This is a genomic window from Enterobacter sp. TMH.L2 (assembly GCF_050847315.1).
Classification (GTDB): Bacteria; Pseudomonadota; Gammaproteobacteria; order Enterobacterales; family Enterobacteriaceae; genus Cedecea.
Genome location: NZ_CP193791.1, coordinates 3,676,749 through 3,699,098, shown reverse-complemented (window position 1 = coordinate 3,699,098; position 22,350 = coordinate 3,676,749). Strand labels below are relative to the sequence as shown.

At 54.3% G+C, this 22,350-nt stretch carries 18 protein-coding genes; 13 read left to right on the top strand and 5 right to left on the bottom strand.

Annotated features, from left to right (window positions below; genetic code table 11):
* The 11 genes from tssM (at window position 1) to ACREYP_RS17720 (ending at window position 15,172) form a co-directional block, all read left to right on the top strand.
* On the top strand, window positions 1-3,834 hold the full coding sequence (tssM, locus tag ACREYP_RS17770; protein ID WP_336818480.1) for a type VI secretion system membrane subunit TssM: 3,834 nt from the start codon (window positions 1-3) through the stop codon (window positions 3,832-3,834).
* Window positions 3,835-3,862: 28 nt separating this feature from the next.
* A complete protein-coding gene (locus ACREYP_RS17765) occupies window positions 3,863-4,555 on the top strand; it encodes a hypothetical protein (protein WP_008454376.1) in 693 nt (230 codons plus the stop codon).
* A gap of 60 nt (window positions 4,556-4,615) precedes the next feature.
* The gene (locus ACREYP_RS17760; RefSeq protein ID WP_498881406.1) at window positions 4,616-7,327 is read left to right on the top strand and encodes a type VI secretion system Vgr family protein; all 2,712 of its coding nucleotides are present in this window, start codon (window positions 4,616-4,618) and stop codon (window positions 7,325-7,327) included.
* Window positions 7,328-7,394: 67 nt separating this feature from the next.
* Window positions 7,395-7,658 (top strand): PAAR domain-containing protein, encoded by a 264-nt coding sequence (locus ACREYP_RS17755; protein WP_008454379.1) that lies wholly within the window; start codon window positions 7,395-7,397, stop codon window positions 7,656-7,658.
* Window positions 7,659-7,661: 3 nt separating this feature from the next.
* Window positions 7,662-8,504, top strand: a complete 843-nt coding sequence (locus ACREYP_RS17750; protein WP_008454380.1) for a TagK domain-containing protein — start codon at window positions 7,662-7,664, stop codon at window positions 8,502-8,504.
* A 14-nt stretch (window positions 8,505-8,518) separates the two neighbouring features.
* Window positions 8,519-9,319, top strand: coding sequence for a type VI secretion system accessory protein TagJ (locus ACREYP_RS17745; RefSeq protein ID WP_008454383.1), 801 nt, complete (start codon window positions 8,519-8,521; stop codon window positions 9,317-9,319).
* Window positions 9,306-9,809 (top strand): type VI secretion system baseplate subunit TssE, encoded by a 504-nt coding sequence (locus ACREYP_RS17740; RefSeq protein ID WP_008454385.1) that lies wholly within the window; start codon window positions 9,306-9,308, stop codon window positions 9,807-9,809. Before ACREYP_RS17745 ends, ACREYP_RS17740 begins: the two co-directional genes overlap by 14 nt.
* Window positions 9,810-10,435: 626 nt before the next feature.
* Complete coding sequence (locus tag ACREYP_RS17735) at window positions 10,436-11,044, top strand: helix-turn-helix transcriptional regulator (RefSeq protein WP_008454387.1); 609 nt, start codon at window positions 10,436-10,438, stop codon at window positions 11,042-11,044.
* Window positions 11,045-11,073: 29 nt separating this feature from the next.
* Window positions 11,074-13,989, top strand: a complete 2,916-nt coding sequence (locus tag ACREYP_RS17730; protein ID WP_442892453.1) for an autotransporter outer membrane beta-barrel domain-containing protein — start codon at window positions 11,074-11,076, stop codon at window positions 13,987-13,989.
* A 65-nt stretch (window positions 13,990-14,054) separates the two neighbouring features.
* Window positions 14,055-14,615, top strand: coding sequence for a helix-turn-helix domain-containing protein (locus tag ACREYP_RS17725; RefSeq protein ID WP_008454391.1), 561 nt, complete (start codon window positions 14,055-14,057; stop codon window positions 14,613-14,615).
* A gap of 50 nt (window positions 14,616-14,665) precedes the next feature.
* Entirely contained in the window at window positions 14,666-15,172 is a 507-nt protein-coding gene (locus ACREYP_RS17720; protein WP_336818482.1) for a GNAT family N-acetyltransferase, read from the top strand.
* A 166-nt stretch (window positions 15,173-15,338) separates the two neighbouring features.
* Here the strand turns inward: ACREYP_RS17720 and ACREYP_RS17715 are convergent, their stop codons facing one another.
* On the bottom strand, window positions 15,339-17,000 hold the full coding sequence (locus tag ACREYP_RS17715; RefSeq protein WP_336818483.1) for an SgrR family transcriptional regulator: 1,662 nt from the start codon (window positions 16,998-17,000) through the stop codon (window positions 15,339-15,341).
* Between the two features lie 108 nt (window positions 17,001-17,108).
* Here ACREYP_RS17715 and ACREYP_RS17710 point away from each other — a divergent pair, with 108 nt between their 5' ends.
* Complete coding sequence (locus tag ACREYP_RS17710; protein WP_336818484.1) at window positions 17,109-18,302, top strand: MFS transporter; 1,194 nt, start codon at window positions 17,109-17,111, stop codon at window positions 18,300-18,302.
* A 62-nt stretch (window positions 18,303-18,364) separates the two neighbouring features.
* A complete protein-coding gene (gene zinT / locus ACREYP_RS17705; RefSeq protein ID WP_166994334.1) occupies window positions 18,365-19,009 on the top strand; it encodes a metal-binding protein ZinT in 645 nt (214 codons plus the stop codon).
* A gap of 35 nt (window positions 19,010-19,044) precedes the next feature.
* On the opposite strand, the gene ACREYP_RS17700 is transcribed toward zinT, so the two are convergent.
* The 4 genes from ACREYP_RS17700 to ACREYP_RS17685 form a co-directional block, all read right to left on the bottom strand.
* On the bottom strand, window positions 19,045-19,728 hold the full coding sequence (locus tag ACREYP_RS17700; protein WP_008454400.1) for an outer membrane protein: 684 nt from the start codon (window positions 19,726-19,728) through the stop codon (window positions 19,045-19,047).
* A gap of 18 nt (window positions 19,729-19,746) precedes the next feature.
* A complete protein-coding gene (locus ACREYP_RS17695) occupies window positions 19,747-20,244 on the bottom strand; it encodes a GlcG/HbpS family heme-binding protein (protein WP_008454402.1) in 498 nt (165 codons plus the stop codon).
* A 92-nt stretch (window positions 20,245-20,336) separates the two neighbouring features.
* Entirely contained in the window at window positions 20,337-20,954 is a 618-nt protein-coding gene (locus tag ACREYP_RS17690; protein WP_336818485.1) for a response regulator transcription factor, read from the bottom strand.
* Window positions 20,954-22,261, bottom strand: coding sequence for a sensor histidine kinase (locus ACREYP_RS17685; RefSeq protein ID WP_008454406.1), 1,308 nt, complete (start codon window positions 22,259-22,261; stop codon window positions 20,954-20,956). The genes ACREYP_RS17690 and ACREYP_RS17685 overlap by 1 nt, the downstream gene beginning before the upstream one ends.
* Window positions 22,262-22,350 lie beyond the last annotated feature (89 nt).

The window sequence follows — 22,350 nt, the reverse complement described above, 5'->3', positions numbered from 1 at the left end:
ATGTCTTATTTGAATAGAGTCTTCGCGGCGCGGTTTTTGAAGACGCTGCTGATTATGTGCTGTATCGGGCTATTGGTTGCCGCTATATGGTTCCTGGGGCCGTTCTTTGGATTCGGTGAGTCGCGCCCGCTGCTTAGCGTTGAGTCACGCATTATTTTTATCCTGCTGGCGGCATTTTGCCTCGCCGGGATCTGGCTACGCTGGCCGGTCTTCATCATGGTGATTGCGGCACTTTGCGTGGTGGTCTGGGTGCTGGGGCCGTTCCTCCTGGTGGGCGAAAAACATCCGCTGGAGCCGGTGAGCATCAGGCTGATGGTCATTGCAGTTATGCTGTTTTTGGCGCTGCTTTACGGCCTGTGGTTGCTGCTGCTGGCGCTGAAAGACAACCCAAAACTGCTGGATAAACTCACCCGCGGCAAGACGTCTACGGTTGAAAATGATACGTCAGAAGCGGCTGCCGCCATTGGCAACGCCGTCGACTATGTGAACAAAAATCGCAGTACGCTCTCTTTTTTCCAGCGTGTGATTTTAGCGCGTAAGCCGCTCGATCTGCTGCCGTGGTACATGGTGCTCGGCACTGATGATGCCGGGAAAACTTCGGCGATTCTGGCTTCCGGACAGAACTTCCCGGTGCCGGAGCAGCTTAATCAAGTGGGCAAATCCGCCGTGCAGACGCGTAACTGCAAATGCTGGTTCGCCAATGACGCCATCTATGTGGATACCGCAGGCAAGTACGTTAGTGATCCTGAGCAAAGCCTTAGTGAGTGGCGGGCCATACTCAAAGCGTTAAAAAAACACAGGCCGGTCAAAGCGCTGAATGGCGCCGTCGTCACTTTTTCCGCCGCCGATCTCCTGGGGCGAAGCACCGCCGAACTTTTTGAGCTGGCGGCGAGCCTGCGTGCCCGAATTGAGGATCTGCGCCAGACGCTGGGCGTGCGTTTCCCGGTTTATGTCCTCGTCACCAAACTCGATCAGCTTCCCGGTTTTGCCGAGTATTTCAGGATCCTGACCGAGCAGGAGCGTGAGCAGGTCTGGGGCGTGACTTTCCCTTACGGCGAGGCGCGCACCGAGCCTGTATCCGAGCTGAGCGGGCAAATCAGAGACGAACTGGCCCTGCTGGAAGAGAGGATCGAGCGTGACATGATCGTTCGTCAGCAGGAAGAGTACGACAACCGCGATCGCAAAAAAATGTATGCCCTGCCGCAGGACTTCCATTTGCTCTCCGGCCTGGTGGCGGATGTGGTGCATAACATCTTCTTTGCCTCCCGCTACAACGAGTCGCAGAGCTATACCCTGCTGCGCGGGATCTATTTCTGTAGCAGCCATCAGCCGGTCGACTTTAGCCTGGTGAATAACCAAAGCATCATGCGCAAGTGGTTCAACTACGTGGAGCATAAAACGCCGCCGGTGATGGCCACCCTGATTGCGCAGCCAAAAGACAGGGACTTCCTGATAAGCGACGTTTCATACGGGCGTCAGTACTTCCTTAAGCAGTTGTTCAGTGACGTGATCGTCAAAGACAAAGACCTGGCGCGCCATAACCTGGCGAATGAATCGAAGTTCCGTTTACAGCGTTTGCTGGGCCACACGCTTAGCGTTGTTATCGCCTTTATTCTGCTGAATGGCTTCTACAACAGCTACGGGAACAACAGCGAATACCTCGCCGAGGTGAAGAGCCGGGTTGCCGTTTTGGGCGGCGAGGTCAATCGATTCGTCAGTTCGGCAAACGATAATTTGCTGCCGCGTACCTTAATGCTGGCGCAGTCTCTGCCGGAGTATGGCTCTCTCGACGTCTTTAACCCGACCCTCGACTGGCGCTATGGCTTGTACACCGGCACGGATGTGGTTGAGGCCTCGGGTTCGCTGTACCAGTATTTCCTGCAGCGTCTGCTGCTGCCGCAGATTGAACAGCAGGCTACGCTGGCGTTACAGGAAGCGGTTGATGGCGGAAAACCTGAACGTATCTATGACCAGCTGAAGCTGTATCTGCAGGTTTTTGGACAGGGCAAATTCGATCGTCAGTCTCTGACGGAGAGCATCACTAACCTGTGGGAGGCTCGCGGCAAGCTTCAGCCTTACGAGGAGCGCCAGATCTTTGTTTCCCATCTGAGAAATCTGCTTTCTTCTCCAGAGTGGCGCCGCTATGGCCAGCCCGCTGACGACGGGCTGGTGAAATATGCGCGCGCCATACTGCAGCGTCAGGACCTGGCCAGTCGGCTGTATGAGCGTCTCAAAGACGCCGCCGCTCAGGATGCGCCTGCTGATTTAACGCTCAGTGACATGGCGAAGTCACGCAGCGGTGAGCTTTTCTCCGTGATTGATGAACACGCTGAAATCGCCATTCCCGGTCTATTTACCCGTTCGGGTTACTACGACGTGTTTAAAAAAAAAATGGATCCAGGCCTGATGTGGCTGGAGCGTGAGGATGCCTGGGTGTCCGGGAATGGGGAAGAGCAGGGCAGCCAGGAGGCAAAGCCGCAGGTAAAAATGGCCGGCAACGGCGTGCTGGTTAATCCCATACAGCAGCAGGTTCTGGCGCTCTATCTCGATGAGTACACGCGGCACTGGCAGGATTTTCTCAGCAATATTCGTATCAAAACGGACGTACTGCCGCTGGGCTACGGCAGCGCGGGAGTGGCGGCAGATATTTATATGCTGCGGGCGCTGAGCGCCTCTGATTCTCCGCTGGCAAGCCTGGTGACCCGGGCGGTGCGGGAAACGACGCTGGTCGGGAAAGAGGATAAATCGCTGCTCGATAACGTCCCGAATAAAGGACGGATCCTGAATGCCGCCGCTAAGGTCAGCCTGGCCTATGCCGCGATGGAAAAAAAGCTGCTGCGGGAGCGGGTGGATGACCACTTTTCTCCACTACGCGAGTTTGTGACCGGCAGCCGTGAACCGGCTGAAGGAGAGCGTAACGCGGGGCCGGGGGCGGAGTTGAGCAAGCTGCTTGGCGCGTTAAGCGAGCAGTACACGCTGTTCGTTATTTACGATGATGCGCTGAAGAACGGTAATGCCGTGGCGTTATCCGGCACGGCCAGAAAAATTGGCGCAGAGTCGCAAACCTGGCCCGATCCGTTACCGAATGTGATTGCCCCTCTGCTGGATGGGGCATGGACGCGGGCCAACCAGGAAGCCATCGCCAAAAGCAGCGAAGGGATAGATGAAAACCTGGGGCGCGTTTGCCGCGCAACTTTGCAGGGGCGTTACCCGTTTGCCTGGAGCCAGCGTGACGTAAAACCGTCTGATTTCGAACGCTTCTTTGCCGCGGGTGGCCTGGTGGATGAGTACTTCAAAAAGAACCTGGCGGACAAGGTGGATACCTCTTCGCATCCGTGGCGCTTTAAGGGTGACGTCGAGGGCAACGAAGACACTCTGGAGGTGTTTGAGCAGGCCGCTGAGATTCGCGACGCGTTCTTCCAGTCTGAAGGCGGGCGCAAACTTTCCCTCACCTTCGACATTGCGGTGCCTTATTTGGATCCGGCCATTACGCAGCTGAACATGAATTTTGACGGCAAACAGGTGAGCTATGCCCACTGGCCGGTTGCCCCTGTTTCTCTCGTCTGGCCTGCCTCGCGCATGACGTCAAGGGTCAGCATCAATGCGACTCCGCGCGTGACGGCGGGCACCTCGTCCCTGAGCTTCAGCGGGCCGTGGGCATTGTTCCGCTGGATGGACAGCGCCGACGATATGGTGGCCAGCGAAGGTGATGACACGGTGCTGGTTTATAAGCTGGATTCGCGACGGGCAAATATTCAGGTTTCAGGCCTGACCTATAAAGACATCCCCGTCCGGGATCTCTTAAAAGCGTTTCGCTGCCCCGGAGACGCATAGCCGTCTCCACCATTCGCCAGAGGAAAATATGTTGCTACGCCTGTATTTACTTGTTGATGAGTCGCGGGCTGGCCTGTTTCGCAGAAGAGGGAAAAAGCAGCGAGAGGTGCGCTCCATTATTACCCAACAGATTCTGCCGGGCATTGGCTCCTCATTACCGGACGACTATTTACCTGAGCACTATCCGTGGTCGTTTGTTATTTCGTCACCTTCGTCGCGAGGGCACGACGCTTATTGCGGTGCTTTTATGCTGCGGCCTGGAAAAGGAGGCGTTCCCTCGCTGGTCATTATTTATGGCGAAGCGCCCTGGCCGTGGCTGAAGAAAAATTTGCAGGATGAATGTCCACTGCCCTTTTGGGCATCAAGGATTTTAAACAATGTGCCCGATAGCGACGTGGCCGGGCAAAACTGGCGCCCGCTGTGGCAGTGGGTTAAAGCGCTGAGGCGAGCGTATTCGCCGCTCTGGGAGAAGCTGGTGCTGACGCCAGCCTGGCAGTTCAAAAATCATTCTCAGGTGTTACTCAGGGAGGGGTCACAGGAAGATTATCGCATTCATAACCGTGATGGTGTTGAGGCTATGCCGTGGAAGAACTGGCCCGACTGTATTGAGCAGGAGGCGGGTATCTGGATTTGGCGGCAAAGCCGGCACAGAAAAATAGTGGATTCTCAGAGGATCCCTTTACGACGCGCTGAGGCTAAACCGCCCGACGCATCCTTCTAAGTTATTGACAACGCATCGGGTGATTACATGTCACGCACTATTAGATTAAGCAGCCCGGCGATGCCTGTGCTGCTTGGGGAACCCGCGCTGGTTATCTCGAAGCTGGAAGGGGAAGAGTCACTTTCCTCTCTCTACAGCTACGCGATTACCGCTAAAACGCCAGCCAATCCCCAAATACCCTGGCAGTCAGCTTCTAATGTCGACCTGAAGTCGCTGATTGGTAAAGAGATGACGGTTCATATTGAACTCGACGGGAATGGGTTGGGAGACGTTCACGGTGTCGGTCAGGAGATTCGTGAAATTTCCGGCATGGTTCAGCGTGCCCGCTATGTTGGCCGCGACGGCTATCAGGCGTTGTATGAAGTTATTATTCGCCCCTGGCTGCACCTCGCTGAGCTGACGGCTGACTTTAAAATTTTCCAGCAAAAATCGGTGGTGACCATTATCGATGAGGTGCTGGGCGACTATAACTTCCCGTTTGAGAAGCGCCTTGCAGGGAATTATCCGCTTCTCGATTTCCAGGTTCAGTATGGCGAAACGGATTTCAATTTTATTGAACGCCTGATGGAAGAGTGGGGGATCTATTGGTTCTTCGAGCATAGCGAGGGCAGTCATAAGCTGATCCTCGTGGATAACGTGGGCGCGCATAAGCGATTCTCCAGCGAGGCTTATCACGTTATTCAGTACGCTTCAGACCGTCCAAAAATGGATCAGGAATACGTCAGCCAGTTCCATTTCCAGGAGACCATTACTTCCGGGAAATGGGTAACGAATGACTACGACTTCACCAAATCACGCGCCGATATCATGGCGCTGGACAGCAAACCTCGGAAGACCAGCTTCAACCAGATGGAGATCTTCCACTGGCCGGGAGATTACGAACAGCCGAGCATCGGGGAGCAGCTTGCGCGCGTCCGCATGGAAGAGCGTGGCGCCTTAGGCTCCCGCTGTGAAGGTTCCGGTGAACTTCGTGGGATTGTCTGCGGCTGCGACTTTGAGCTTGTTAACTATCCCGTTGAAAAGGCCAACCGTGAGTACATGGTGCTGCGTAGCCATTTGCTGGTTGAGGAAATCGATCAGCTCTCGTCGCACGATGAATTCCTTTATAGCTGTAACTTTACCGTTCAGCCGACGACCAAGATTTATCGTCACCCGATGACGGTGGCGAGGCCAAAAACCAGCGGTCCACAAACGGCTATCGTCGTTGGCCCTCCGGGGGAAGAGATCTGGACCGATGAATATGGCCGGGTAAAAGTCCGTTTTCTTTGGGATCGCTACGGCAAAAACCGTGAATCGGACTCCTGCTGGCTGCGAGTGAGCCAGGCCTGGGCCGGCAACAATTTCGGTGGGATTTACATTCCCCGCATTGGTCACGAAGTGATTGTTGATTTTATCAATGGCGATCCTGACAGGCCGCTTATCACCGGCAGCCTCTACAACAACGTCACCATGCCGCCCTGGGATCTCCCGGTTAACGCCACCCAGAGCGGGCTGGTTAGCCGGACCGTAGGCGGCGGTCGCAGCAACTTTAACGGGATCCGTTTTGAGGATAAGCCGGGGCTGGAGCAGTACTGGGAGCAGGCTGAACGCAACATGAGTCGCCTGACGAAACAGAACGAAGACCAGACCATAGGCATGAACTCTAACGTGAATGTTGGCCTGTCGCGCAACCTCTTTGTCGGGGCCAACTACATGTCTGACGTTATCGGGAACAGCAGCGCCATTATCGGTGCGGCGCTGGCAATCCAGGTGGGCGGCAGCCAAAGCGACAATGTTTTAGGGGCAAAAGGCATCAACGTCGGCGGCGCATTTATGACTGCCGTTGGGGGCTACCATTCGCTTTCCGTTGGGGGCGCACATCAGGTCAACGTAGGCGGTTACCATTCCCTGGCCGTGGGGGGCGCGAGCACCATGGTGGCCGGCGGGGCGATGACGCTTTCCGCGGGGGGCGAGCTGGTTATTTCCGCGAAGAAAATCAAAATCGTCGGCTCAGACCAGGTGATTATCCAGGGCGGCGAAGTGGATATTAACCCTGGCGACTGCGGTGACAACTGCGGAGGCGGCGGTGGCGGTGGCGGCGGTGGCGGTATGATTGGTTTGCCGGGGCTGCCGGCTATTACGGCTCTGTTTGGTGTGGTTATTCCTTTACCACCGCTGCCAACGCCAGAGCCGCCGCCGCCTACGATAACGCCAACTCAACCGCCGACGGAAACGCCGACGGAGACACCGACGGAAACGCCAACGGAGACACCGACGGAAACGCCAACGGAGACACCGACGGAAACGCCAACGGAAACCCCAACGGAAACACCGACGGAAACACCGACGGAAACACCGACGGAAACACCGACGGAAACACCGACGGAAACACCGACGGAAACGCCAACGGAAACGCCAACGGAGACGCCGACGGAAACCCCAACGGAAACACCGACGGAAACACCGACGGAGACACCGACGGAGACACCGACGGAGACACCGACGGAAACGCCGACGGAGACGCCAACGGAGACACCGACGGAAACGCCGACGGAAACGCCAACGGAAACACCGACGGAAACGCCAACGGAAACACCGACGGAAACGCCAACGGAGACACCGACGGAGACGCCGACGGAGACGCCAACGGAAACACCGACGGAGACACCGACGGAGACACCGACGGAGACACCGACGGAGACGCCAACTGAGACACCAACGGAGACACCGACGGAAACGCCAACGGAGACACCAACGGAGACGCCGACCGGAAGTGAAACAATAGAGCCTTAACATTCAAATGATTACGGCGGTGGTTCGTTTGCCTCCGCCCTGACTGTTTTATTAAGGAGTGCGAACGATGCAAAACGCAGGACGAGTAGGCGATGCGACCGCGCATGGCGGAGCATTATGCAGTGGATCGGGTGATGTTTATATCAACGGATTGCCGGCGGCAATGGCTGGTATGAGCGTCGCGCCTTGTGCTTTGGGGCACGGGGCAGCCCCCGTAGCGACAGGCTCCGGGTCGGTCTTTATCAATGGTTTACCGGCAGCACGCCTGGGGGACGTGACCGGCTGCGGCGCGGTTGTCGCCACAGGTTCCGGCGATGTCTACATAGGCTAAGCCGTGAATATTCACTTTGAATGGCCTGCTTCACGCCCGCCTGTCGCGCTGCCCAGAAACCTGACGGCCGAGACGGCTGCCGTGTTTGATGTAGCCAGTGGCTGTTTCGGCATCCATAACGCCCATTCCGGGCAGGATGCCGTCATCTTCTACTGGCATCTGGCAAGACCGGTGATGTTAAGCCTTTGCTTGCACCATGTGTGCCTGCTTGATGGCTGCGAAGTGGCCTATGGGTGCAGCCAGCCGCTGAACGATAAAAGCCAGCTGCAGCTAGGCCACTTCAAACTGGGCTTTGTCAGCCAGGACAGCACTGACGTCGATGAGCAAACTTTCTATCGGCTGATTTACCCCGGCGGTGCATGGCAGTCTGCGGATAAGGTGCCTGAGGTTGAAGATATCCTGCCCAACGGCGGGCATTACATCAACGACTTACGCTATTTCAATGACGTTATCCTCGCGCAGGCCAGGGGCAATGATGTGCTGAAAACGCTTGAGGTTGAATACAAGCGTTTTCTCATCTGGCGCGAGCAGGATGGCGGCTATTCAGGTGGAATGGCTCAGCATGCCGATTACATCATCAAAACGGATCTCCGATTTGATGATGTCAACGCGCAGATCAAAGGCAAGACGCTGACCGAATGTATTGTTGCTAAAGATTTTCTCATGGAGAAGGTGTGGCCAGAGCTGGAACGCGGCGAAGCGGCGGATGACATTTTTAGCGAGGAGGAAAAAACCGACTTGCTGCTTGCCCTGTCGCCCGAGCACATTGCGGCCAAAGGAAAAAATACGGTGCCTGAGCTGGTATTTCAGGACTTCAATAAAGTGGGTCTGGACTCTTATTACTAATTAAAGGAATTGTCATGATGCAGGATTTTACTTCACTTACCCAGGCGCTTAAAAACGCGTCATTGAATGCGCTGCTAGAGCAGGTGCTGGCGCAGGTTAAAACGAATCCACAGGATCTTAAAGCTCGTGAAGTGCTGTTTAAGCTCTACTGCGTCGAGGGGAGCTGGGACAAGGCGCTGTTGCAGCTGCAAACCCTGGCGCTGCTGGACGATGCCCTGCACAAGCAGACAGAGCTGTATAAAAATCTGGTCTTCAGCGAAATGCAGCGTTTGCAGGTTTTAACCGGTGAGCGGCAGGCTGCGACGCTGCAGGGAGAAATGCCGTTATGGATGGAAAAGCTCCATCAGGCGAACGTCGAGCATTATCAGGGGCAGACCCGACTGGCGGCGCTTTCTCGCGATGAGGCTTTTGAGCTTGCACCTGAAAGCGCAGGGCAAAGCGACACGCTGGCGGCATTCAAGTGGATAGCCGACAGCGATGGCCGCCTGGGGCCGGTCTGCGAATTTATTTGTGCAGGAGGCTATCGTTGGCTGCCGTTTGCCTCAATACAAACGCTCAGCGTTTCCACCCCTGGCGATTTGCTTGATCTGATTTGGCTGCCTGCAACCATCAAGGTTGCCGATGAGGTATACCACGGGTATATCCCTGCCCGTTACCCCGTAGAACCTCAGGACGATCAGCAAAAAAAACTGGGACTGAAAACAGAGTGGATAACGCTGTCTGAAGATCTTTCGGCGGGTACCGGGCGTAAAGTGCTGGTGACCGATATTAGCGATCGTTCAATAATGGAAGTTGGCGACATTGTTTTCGAATAATCCCTCAGAACGAAAGCAGCAATATCTTCCCACGCTGCTACAGCGCCTGCAGGACGATGAACCCAAAAGTCCTCACGATCGCGCGAGATTAATTGACATAAAGGGGATGCGGAGTCTGGTTCAAAAGGAGATTGTTGATCTTATTAATCATACCAATATAGAAGATAGACTAAATGAGCAGCAACATAAGCTAATTATGGCTTCTGTTCTCAATTATGGGGTGCCGGCCTTGATAGGCACCCAGGAAAATCACAAGAATTGGAGTGTTATAGAAAAAACGATTCGTAACACTATTTTACGCTTTGAGCCAAGAATTATTCCTGAGACGCTTATCGTCCGCTCACTGCAGGATAAGGAGGGTGTAGCCCGGCATGCCGTTATACCGTTCGAAATCCGCGGGCTCATATACTGGCAGCCCAGGCCGGTTGATTTGTGCATGAGCGGGCGTTATGACTTTGAGTCTGAAAAAGTCGATTTGAAGTTGCTATAAGTGCATCACAGATTTACTCTTTGGGGTATGCCCATTTCTGGGTGTTCTTATCTTTAAGAAATGTGGTCGGGCTTTTTTCCTGGCTACTTATCTCAAAATATCCTCATTAGCTAAATCCCCATGCTTCCTGTGTAATAAATTGCTGCGCATTATATTAATGTGCGCGGCTGTTTTTATTGTTTGTAGTTTAAAATACTATATTTTAGCCTATTATCTAGACGATAATTTTGAAAAAACGCATGTTAATGATATATTTGATCGTTTTATGGGTTGAGGGTAAACTTAAGTCCGACTTCCAACAAAGTCTTAATCTAAGAATAGGAGGGGCGTTTATCCTCCTGCACCAATTTTTGTGTCTCATTAAAATTAGTCTCTATCTCTGGTTGGTTTAATCACATAGGCTGTTTTTCTATCTTTAACAGTATGTTAGCTTAATCTTTCTCATCTTCGTATGGAGGAAAATATTTAAGGAAGGCATTACGTCAGGGGCCGGATAGGTTATGTCTGAATGGCTTAACTTACCATAAGTTGTTTCTATTCGCTCACTTTGTCTTTTCTGACAAGCATTTCGTATGCCCTGGAGTAGCTGCAACTTGGATGGGAATCGCAACACATGGGTGTGAAGTATGTTGAACATATTATTATTGGATTCTAACTATTACCAGACATCGGGACTGAGCCTCTTAATTACTAACCAACTTGCTGATGAAAGCCTCGGTGAGGTCTGTTTTTTATTACCGTCCGAAGAAATGAGTTATGACATCGCTAACATTATCTTTCAGGATGACAGAGTAACGATTCAAATTAATAACCAACGGAATAATGAAGTTTCGTTTGATGGCGGATACAAGGAGAATGAAAAAATAATTGTCCATGTTCCATTTTTAACCAGAAACCAAACGCTTAACGACATATCCATGAAGATCGGCAAGATACTTGCGATTGCGCGTTCGGATTATAACCTGCTCATCAACAAGGAAGAGGCCTACTGGAGCCTGGGGCTAAAGAAATATGCACAGCTCTCTGATACTGAAAATAATGTAATGATTCTGATTGGTCGGGGGTACAACAGCACCGATATTTCAAGGATCCTTAATCGCTCAAGAAAAACCATTAGCACGCATTATCGTAACGCCAGCCGAAAAATGGGGGCGGCAAATAGAGCCGAATTTTATCGGTTCGCATCATTTATTGCCCGCTGCGGACGCGATGAAAGAAACACCCTTTGCCTGTGAGGCAATGATCAACTTAAAAGGAATTGAAAATGAAGTATAAAATATACATCAAATGGAGATTAAACCCCTTACTGCCCCAACGGCTGTGTATTTTAAGCGTACTTGCGGCTGGCTGTTCGCCCGCGTGGGCGGCCAATAATGACACGATTATTATCAACGGCGGTAATAGCACCCTAAGCAACACGACGTTGAATAATGAGGTTACAGGCAATTTTATTGTCCAGGCGCGAAATAATGCGACCGTCTCCGCCTCTCAATTGGTTCTTAATAGTTCCGGAAAGAATGGGGGAGGCGCATGGATAGATAATAGCGAATTCAACGTGCAGGATTTGCAGGTCAACGTGACCGGCAGGGGCGGCAGCGGGGTTTACTTTGCCAATGACAGCCTTGGAACATTAGATAAATTTAACATTACCGGGCAGGACAACGCGCTGGGTCTGGTACTGGACGGTTACTGGACGGCAAACCAGGGAACGTCGGTGGTGCAGGCATCCAATGGGGCGATCGCCACACAGGGCGGCGATGCTATCAGGGTGATGGCCGGGGAGCTGGCGCTGAATAACGTCTCTGCCAGTACTGAGGGCGATCACAGCTATGCGGTTAACGCCAATTTAGCCGCAAAAATTGCGATTGAAGGCGGCACTTTCACTACCGAAGGCGCATACAGCGATGCCGTCTGGGTGGCATCCAGGGACTCCTCCGTCGTAGTGAACAACGCGAAAATCACCACAAAAGGGGATAACGCTATTGCCGTTAATGCCCAGCGGGGTGAGGCCCGGATGACCCGCAGTACCATTGAAACGTTGGGCGATAATGCCCACGGTTTGTACAGCGAATACCTGATTACCGGCGATAACCTGTCTGTCACCACTTCGGGCAAAGGCAGCGTGGGCATGTTTACCGCACGCGGTGGGCAAGGCAGCTTAACAAATAGCCATATCTCGACGTCGGGCGAGCTTGCCCCGGGCCTGCTGGCCTACCCCAATGCGCAAATCAAAGCGGACCATGTGCAGATCGAAACCACGGGAAAAACAAGTTTTGGCCTCTGGAGCCAGGGGGGAGAGCTTGACGTCAGGCACAGCACGATTTCTACCACAGGAGAGGGCGCGAGCGGCCTCTATGTGAATGGCAGCTCATCGTCAACGGCAATCAGTAACACCGTGACGCTGGAAAATGTGGGGCTGAATGCCGCCCAGGCTCGGGCCATTGACGTTACGGCTACCGAACTGCTGCTGAACGTCAAGGATTCCGACATCAGCGGTGGCAACGGCCAACTGATGTCGGTGCAGCACTATGATGACGGGGCCAGCGGCGTCAACAACGTCTACAGCAAGGTGACATTTAATGCTGCCAGCAGCGCGCTGAAAGGTGACATTGTGGTGGACGATCCGGCCAATAGCGTGGCGGTAAATCTGACATCCGGCTCCGTGCTGACGGGAGCCGTGACCCATGCATCCTCGCTGATGCTCGACGAGAGCAGCCGCTGGAATATCAATAACCGCTCCGTCGTTGGGCAACTGACCAATAATGGCACGCTCGTTTTTACCGACGAGAACAATTTTGACTCGCTTACGGTAGCAGGCGATTACGCCGGTGATGGCGGGCAGATGGTGATGAACAGCGTGCTTGGCGACGATAATTCTCCGGCGAATAAGCTGATAGTTCAGGGCGACGTCTTGCCCGGCACAACGCACGTTAGCGTGAATAATTTGGGGGGGCACGGGGCCAGTACCGTGGAAGGCATCGAACTGGTTGATGTGCAGGGAACGTCCCAAGGCAGCTTCGTTAAGGCGGGCCGTATTGTTGCGGGAGCCTACGACTACGATCTGGTTCGGAAAAACGACAGCTGGTATCTCACCAGCCAGCTTACCCCGGTGGATCCCGAACCTACACCCGAGCCAGATCCTGAACCTACACCCGGGCCAGATCCTGCACCTACACCCGAACCGAAAGTCGATCCTATCGTTCGACCTGAGGGCGGGAGCTATACGGCTAACCTCGCGGCAGCGAATAACCTGTTTATCATGACCCTGCATGACCGACTCGGAGAGACGCAATTTATTGATGCGTTAACCGGCCAACGGGAGGTGACCAGTCTTTGGCTACGCCAGGTTGGCGGCCACAATGTCTGGCGCGATGGCAGCGGGCAGCTAAAAACACAAAGTAACCGTTACCTGACGCAGATGGGCGGCGACGTGGCTCGCTGGAGCACGGACGGCACCGACCGCTGGCATGTTGGGGTTATGGCGGGTTACGGGAAAAACAGCAGCACGACGGAGAATAGTTCCAGCGGCTATCGTTCGAAAGGCACGGTGGACGGCTACAGTATTGGCGGCTACGGCACCTGGTACGCTAACGAAGAGGATCGCACCGGCGCATGGCTGGACAGCTGGCTTCAGTACGGCTGGTTTAATAACGAAGTGAAGGGCGATAGCCTTGCGACGGAAGCCTATAAGTCGCATGGGATAACCGCCTCGCTGGAAGCAGGTTATGCCTGGAAACTGGGCCAGTTTTGGGGCAGCCAGGGTACCGTCAACGAATGGTTTGTGCAGCCACACGCCCAGGCGGTCTGGATGGGCATTCGCGCAGACAAGCATCAGGAAGAGAACGGCACCCGCGTCCGTCAGGAGGGAGACGGCAATGTGCTGACCCGCTTAGGGGTTAAAACCTGGCTCAAAAGCCACCACGCACGTGATGGCCATAAGCAGCGTGAGTTCCAGCCCTTTGTTGAGCTGAACTGGCTGCACAACACGCGCAGTTTTGCAACAACCCTCGATGAGGTTCGCATCGGCCAGAATGGCGCGACCAATATTGCAGAAGCCAAAGTTGGGCTCGAGGGGCAGATCAGCGCCCGGGTGAATCTGTGGGGTAATGTCGGCGTGCAGATAGGGGATGCGGGCTACAGCGACGCTGCGGCGATGTTTGGTATGAAATACAATTTCTAAGCCCTTAAATTCGGGCAGGTTAGCGCCTGCCCGAATGCTTTTTATGGGTTGAGGTGATGACGGATATGAGAATCGTTGCAAAGGAATGTTTTTATCTGGACGGATTGTTAACGCTGTTAGAAAGAATGCATCTCGACTACACCGAATGGGGTATCTGGATCACCGGACAGCGTTTTATCCCGTTTTTTATTTTTACAGAAAATAACGCCTACGCGCTTTATAACAGCGCGTTTCGACACCGAATACCTTCGCCGTCGATCATATTTTGTTCCGACCGGGCGAAGACTTTCCTTCAGGATATTTGGTACAGGGAAGAAATCTATTTTATTTCGTTGAGCGATGATTGTTATACGATCGGCGGAAAAATCAACTCAGCCATTGCGAAAATACTGTACCCTAAAAGGCAGCGTATCGTGCCTTCCTGCCCGTACTGCCGTTTAGACTGCGATGAAATAAATGTTATTCGCTTTTTGTTAAAAGGCTATAGGCCCGCCATGATTGCAGACTCTCTCAACATAACGATTCGGCAGATCAGCCTCCATAAGCGTTCAGCAATGAGTAAGCTCCAGGTGAAAAGCTTCGCTGAGCTCTACTTTAAGGTTAAGTTATTAGACGCTATCGCTTAAATTCAAATTTTGATGGCAAAAATCTTCTTTGTTGGGGGAAAGGCATGAGTATGAAAATGCGTAAAGCAAGGCTGGAAGATGTGCCGCTCTTAGCGACGTTGGGGAGCGAAAGTTATCGCCATCACTTTGAGCGACACTGGGTTTCTGCTGAGGAGCTTCAGGCTTTTATTGAAGAGGAATACGCTCCACAGACGCTGGCCGAGAGCTTGGTCGACTCCGGGGTCAGCTGGTTTATTGCTGAGGTAGAAAAGCCGGTGGGATTTGCCAAAATCAGCTGGAACCTGCCGGTGCCGGAGCATTCGTTTTCCGGCGCCCTGCTTAATAAGCTCTACCTTGCCCCAGGTGAGACGGGGAAAAACTACGGTCAGATGATTTTCGAAGAAATGCTTCGGCTGGCGCAGCGGCGAGAACAGCATTATCTGTGGCTACAGGTTCTGGAAGGGAACGAAGGCGCCCGGCGCTTTTATGAGGCCCAGGGCATGCGCCACTTAACAAACGAGACGTTTTCCAGCGCCACGCAGACCAGCACTTTATACATTCTCGGCAGAAGTATTTAGCCCGGTGGAATCAGGTTTTAAATCTATGGCCCAACGTCTGGATGATAGAGGCTGAGTTTCTAACCTGCTGTCTTCTATTTTTGCCCTTCATTCCTATAAGCCTGTACGTGAGCCTGTATAAAGTTCGGGGGATTGTTATTTTTATTTCTGCCCCACGCGTATCACATCAGGACACACTCAGTTCATTATTTTTAATCCAGATGCGGGCGAGGTCGACCCAGCCATAGCCTGCCAGCCCGGTGCCGTGCAGGCGATGGTTTGCCGTGTAGCCCACTCGCTCATGGGACAAAGGCAGCAAGATGCCTTCGGTAATCAGCCAGTCCGCCAGCGCTTTGCACTTTTCCTGCCTGGATTGCTCGTGGGGATCGGTTCTTATCTGCGCGAGCCTGTCATGCAGGCGTTCGTGCTCCGTCTTAGTCATGCCCGCACTCAATAGTTTTGAGCTGTGGAGCCACTCGTAAATGTCGTAGGCACTGCGGTGGTAGAGGATTTCACTCCCCATGATCAGGTCGGCCTCGCTGAGCCACTCTTCCGGGCGAAGAAAAGCCTCGCTTCCAAGGATGATATGTTCAGCCCTTATGCCTGCGGCGGTAAGAACCTGCTGCAGGCGGGCAAACAGCGTAGTGAAGCACGGCAGATCGTAAGAGTAGATTTTTAGCGTGCCGGTTATGTCTGGCGGCGAATTTTGCCTCAAAGAACGTGGGCTTTCCCAGCCGGGGATAATGCTGAGGGCTGGCGTTCGTTCCGCGTTGTTTGCCGGTGGAAGCGCGTTGCTCAGTAACCCCAGTATCGCCTGGCGTTCTCCCACTGGGATGAGCTGACTGCGGGTGCTCACTATCAGATAGGTGCACCCGTTCTGAACATCGGTTTGCTGAGTTGCAGCCCCCGGATCAAAGGTAATGTCTGTCACGGGATCGGGGGATTCCGGCAGGGACCAAAACTCAACTTTTTCAATTAAAGCGCGTGTGCCGTAGTAGCGATCGAACGCCCGCAGCACAATGCGCTGCTTGCTCTGTTGCTCCATTTGGAATGGACCGCTGCCGATGGGCCGTCCGTGCCGGGACGAAGGAAGTGTGATAGAGGCGGTCGCCGTCGCCAGTTTGTGGGGCCACAGCCAGTCGGTGTGCGTGAGATGGCAAGTCAGTACCTCGCTGCTCAGAACTTCAACACGATCTAACGACTGAAAAAGGCCGGCATAGTGTCCCGGCGGCTCTTTCAGCCGCAGCAGGCTTTGCGCGACGATACTTGCGTCCAGGCGCTCTCCGGTGTGAAACGTGACGCCGGGCCTCAGCCAAAATGTCCAGGCCGTGGCCTGAGCATTTGTTTCGAAGTGGTGGGCAAGGGCGCCGGTGATTCGCTGGTTTATTTCATCGTAATCCACGAGCCTGTCGTAAATTTGCCGGACCAGATATGACTCAATCCTGTTTTTGATGCGCCGTGGATCCAGGGTGGCTGGCAGGGTTGGAATGGCGATTCTGACCTCTTTGCCCACCACGCCAAGATGGCTGCTCAGATCGGCAAGTAGCCGGTTTCTCTGCGGCGACGTCAGGTGCGCGAAGGCGGCCTCCAGCTGCCCTTTGGCGACCAGATCCCTGAGCCGTAACCATTCAATTTGCTCCGGGCTGGTCACCAGCCGTAGCGTCGAGCGTTTTCCTCGCCCGATACCGGGCTGCCAGTCAATCCAGCCCAGCTCGCGCATTTTAGTCAGCTGAATACGGGCATAGCGTTCGCTGCAATGCAGTAAGTCTGCCAGTTGCTCTAATCCCGGCTGGGCCGGTGCATCCCCGAAGCGTCGGTATAACACGTTGAATTTATCGATCAGCGCCATGACTTTTCTCTAAAAAGAGGAATGAATTTAACCTTTATTCATCCATTTTTGTGTTCCTCTTTTTTATCTATAGTGAATTCCTCTTTAGCCGTCAACGGAATTAAAAAAATGTCAGGTCGGGTTTTAACCGTTTATTTTCTTCTGGCGTCCTCATTTTTATCCTCTATTTCCCGGGCGATGATTGCCCCTGTTTTAGTACTTACGCTCGGTAAGAATTTACATATTTCATTCGAGTCTGCGGGACTTCTGCTCGGCGGCGCGCTGCTGGTTTCTTCCGGGCTGGGCGTGTATGGCGGATACTGGCTGGACAGGCTGTCACGCTCGCTTATTTTAAGGCTTTGTGGTTTGATGATGGCCGTTGGCTGGCTGCTGCTTGGCTGGATGGAAAGTCTGGCTGGCGTGCTGTTCGTATTGACCCTGAGCGAGGTCGCGAATACGTTTTATGCCATTGGCGTTAAGGCTTCCCTGAGCGATTTGGTTCCTCAGGGCGAAAGAACCAAAGTATTTTCTCTTCGCTATACCTTAATTAATGTCGCCTGGGCGACAGGCCCGTTATTGACCACGTTTGTATTATCCCCGAATGTTGAAAGTGTCTATTTGGCCGCGGGAGTCTGCTCGTTGCTGGGGGTGTTATTCCAGCCTCGTTTTAAGAATGCATTCACAGGCAACCGGCCTGAATCATTTTTAAAGACGCTGTCCGTGCTGGCAAGAGATCGTGTCTTAATCTGGTTTACCCTGAGTAGCGTATTTGCGTGGGTGGTAATGGGGCGTTTCTCTGACTACCTGCCGCTCTGGTTCTTAACCAGCATGGGCAAGCCCGAAGCAATGCGCTTTGTTTCGGTGCTCATTAGCTGTAATTCTCTGACGGTGATACTGCTTCAATATCCTGTCAGCCTCTGGCTGCTGCATCGCAGGCCGTTAATTAAACTGATTGTGGTGGGCTTTGCCCTGCTGGCGGCCGCTATTACTGCGATGGGCGAGCTGGATACGCTGCCGGGGCTGTGTGTGGCGATGTTTGTTTTCAGCCTGGGTGAAATTATTCTGATCCCCAGTGAATACATCTACATCGACGACATCGCGCCTGAGGCGCTGAAGGCCAGCTATTATGGGGCACAAAATCTCTCCTCACTGGGCAGTAGCCTGGGGCCAATGGTGTTCTCTTTAGGGCTGATGGCCGGGCTGGACAGAGGGATATTTTTGCTGATGGGCGCGCTTTGCCTGGCCGGTATGCTGCTGGCACTTTACAGCGAAAGAGTGCGTCTTCGGCAGGCGCCGGGCACGCTCACCGCAGGCTGTAGTTGATTTCGTGATTTGTTATGTTATAACGTTTTCTTTTTCGTGTAAGGAATACACAGGGGAACAGTATGATCATGAAAAAATCGGCGTTTATTCTGGGCATGGGCGTGTTACTGGCTAGCCATCAGGCGCTGGCGCACGGCCACCATCACGGCAAACCGCTCACGGAAGTGGAACAAAAGGCGAGCGAAGGGATCTTTGACGACGTTAACGTGAAAGATCGCGCGCTGTCCGACTGGGACGGGATCTGGCAGTCGGTCAATCCCCTGCTGCTCAGCGGCGACCTCGATCCGGTGCTGGAGAAAAAAGCCAAAAAGAGCGGCAAAAGCGTGGCGGAGTATCGGGCGTATTATCAAAAGGGCTATGCGACTGACGTGGAGATGATAGGGATTGAAAATAATGTCATCGAGTTTCACGTCGGCAAAGCGGTGCAAAGCTGTCATTACGACTATGCCGGGCATAAAATCCTGACCTATGCCTCGGGAAAGAAGGGCGTTCGCTACCTGTTTGAGTGCAAAGATGCGCAGTCCAAAGCGCCAAAGTTCGTGCAGTTTAGCGACCACATCATCGCCCCGCGCCAGTCGCAGCATTTCCATATCTTTATGGGGAGCGAATCACAAGATGCTTTGCTGAAAGAGATGGACAACTGGCCGACGTATTACCCGTACAACATGACCAAAGCGCAGGTTGTGGACGAGATGCTGCATCACTAACAATGTAAAAGGGCGGCCCGGTGGCCGCCTTATTGTTAGAACAGGTAGCGAGCACCCAGAGTGAACTCGCTGGAGGCCAGGCGAGCTTTCATCTGCTCATCCTTCAGGCCGCGCACGTTCCCGAAGGTGTTATAGCCGCTTTCCACTTTCCCCATATCCACGTAGCGATAGCCCACGTCGAAACTCAGGCGAGCGATCGGTGAGTAGCTGATGCCCGCGCCCAGCGAATAAGCGAGATTGTTTTGCGTGCTGTCGGCGTATTCACGGGCGGCGTTGCCCTGCCAGCCACCGGCCTTCACTTTCGCAATACCTAAGCCAGCGGTGCCAAACAGCGACAAGCCATAGCCAATGTCGTAATCGCGATAGACGTTCAGCATCAGCCGCTCGGTGTTCAGCTTCAGGTGGTTCAGGCTGGTCGGGAAGGCGGTTGAGCCGCTGGTAAATTCAGTTTTCTGGCGGAAAGTGTATTCTCCTTCGGTGCGCCAGCCGTTGCCGTACTGGTAGCCAGCCGCCAGTGACGCGCCGCCGAGCCTGTCTTTCTCTTTACCGCCAACAAACTGGCCGACGCCGGGACGGCTGCTGGTGTCCTGGTCACTGGCGCGCTGCTCGCTGTGTACATATTTCGCCGAAGCGTAGTAGCCTTCATCGCTGGTGGCTGCGGCGGCATGGCCTGCGCTCAGCAGAAGCGCCAGCGTCAGTAAGCTTTTCTTGTCATGCATGTCCTGCTCCTTGTGGTGTTATCCCGCGTTCAGTTCTTTCTCAATATTGTTTAAGCCTGCCAGGGCACAGGCCTGATCCAGATGGCCGCCCGGTGCGCCGCCGACGCCGACCGCGCCAATCACCTGTTCACCCGACTTCACCGGCACGCCGCCCGCCAGCAGCAGGAAGCCTGGAATATCACGCAGGTTGGCCGCGCCCGCATTGGACTGGGAACCCTTCATCACGTTGTCGGTTGGGTTTTTGGTGGTCAGCGAGGTGAAGGCCTTCATGCGGCTGGCTTCCACGGTATGCGGCCCGGCGTTGTCCATGCGCTTCATCACCAGCGGCGTGCCTGAACGATCGACTACGGTGACCGCCACGTTGTAGTTGTCTTTGGCACAGGCCTGAAGGACGTTTTGCGCCAGCTTATCGGCGAGGTCGAGGGAGATGTTTTTTTGGCTCAGTACGCCGGTGGCGGCGCTGGCCGTGGAGACAAGACCGCCCAGCAGCAGGGCGCTTAACAGAAGACGTTTCATGATGTTGCTCCAGAGTTGTTGGCTATGGGGCAATACTATGCAACGCGGAGATAGCGGGAAATTGGCGCGAACACCTAACTTTCCAGGTAGTTTTACTTAGTCTCTCTGGCGATGTCGCCGTAGGTTTTCAGCAGTTTGGGCAGCGAGTTGACTTCCAGTTTGGAGAAAATATTGGCGCGGTGCGCTTCCACGGTGCGCGGCGACAGCGAACACAGCTGCGCGATCTCCTTACTGGAATAGCCCTGAATAAGCTGCTTCAGCATCTCTTTTTCCCGCGCGGTGAGCGTGGCTAGCTTTTCCTGTAGCGGCTGCCATTGCTGCCGGGCTTCAACTTTCGCTTTCTGTTGTTCCATTGCGGTACCCACGACCTCGAACAGCAGATCGGCATCAACCGGCTTGGTCAGGAACTCAAAGGCACCGTTCTTAAAGGCGCGGCGGCATAAATCGATGTTGCCGTGTCCGGTCATGATAATCACCGGCAGCGCCAGGCCCTGCTGCGTCCACTCCTCCAGCAGCGTCAGCCCGGTTTTCCCTGGCATGCGGATATCGAGCAGCATACAGCCGTCGAGCTGGCTTAAGTCACCGGCGTTTTGCTGAAACGCCTGGGCGCTGTCAAAAGCCAGGGTTTGCCAACCGACGGTGGCAAGCAGCAGACTCAGCGAGTCACGAATGGCGGCGTCATCGTCAATCAGCCAGATACATGGTGCCATTATTTCTCCTCATCCTTAAGCGGGAACCACAGGCGGAAGCAGGCTCCGCCCGCTGATGTGTTGCCGGCCTCAATGGTGCCGTTCAGGCGCTGTACCAGCGTGTCGGCGAGCGCCATCCCCAGCCCGACGCCCTGCGCTCGGGTGGTGAAGAACGGAATAAAGACCTGTTCCAGCGCCTCAGGAGAAAGCCCCGGCCCGCCGTCGGTTACCGTCAGCGCGATGCCGTTATTATCCGAGCTTGCCTCCAGGTGTACCCAGCCTGCGCCGTTGGTTTGTGCCTGAATCGCGTTGCTGGCGATGTTATGCAGGATTTGCTCAACCCACAGCGGCGGGGCGATGAGCGGCGGCAGGTCGTCGGCAAAATGGCTGGTGACGCGGATTTTGCTGTGGCTCAGTTCGTTATCCAACAGTTTGCACACGCGCTGCCAGAGCGACGGGAGATCGACCCGCTGGTGCTCGGCGCGTTCGCTGGTGAGCTTCTGGCGAAATTGGCTAAGCAGGCCGTCGATGCGCTTTATCTGCAGCACGGCGGCGTCCAGCAGTTCTGGTACCTGAGCCGGATTATCCTGTTTAATCAGCCGTACTGCTGCCTGGTTATAGCTCATGATGGCGCTCAGCGGCTGGTTCAGCTCGTGCACCATGCCGGCCGCCAATTCTCCCATGGTATTGAGGCGCGTCAGTTCGGCGTAGCGGGCGCGCAGGTCGGCAATGTCCCGGCGGCGTTTGTTGGCCTGATATTGCGTCAGCAAGTAGATCGCCAGCGCCCAAAACAGCGCCGGGGATGCTATCAGCCACCAGGGCAGTTTCGCCCATGCCGGGCTGTCGCTGGCCGAAACTAAAAACGGCTGCGTCGGGCTGGCGACGGTTTTATCCCACTGCCAGTAACCCTTGTTGGCGGTGCCCTGTTCGCAAAGAAGAGTGTTATTCCAGCTGATGCTGAGGTGTTGAAACGTCTTTTTCTCGCCCAGCGTGTCGAGCAGCGTCGGGAGATCGATCAGCAGAGAGAGGTTAGGGCGGTTCAGCCAGTAGCGGCCATTGGCTTCTGGCACAATCGCCAGGCGAGGCTCCGGGTTGTCATGCCGTCGCCACTCGACGATCTGCGGCAGAATGTGCTGCACCTCAACGGCGTTTTGGCTGACGGGCAGCAGAGGAATGATGGCATCGTGCTGGGACAGCTTAACCGTGATTTCGCGGTAAAGAATGCGGAAGTCGGCGGATTTATCTTCGTACTGCTGCTGTAAAAACCAGGCGCCAAGTCCCGCACAGCTAAGCAGCGTGAGCAGTAGCCAGCTGATTATCCTTAACATGTGAAGTCCTTGCGTTGGCGTTGGCTGAAATGTGGCCTCAGTATGGGGTAACTTTGGGGCAAAAAAAAGCGGGCACCGTAGCGCCCGCC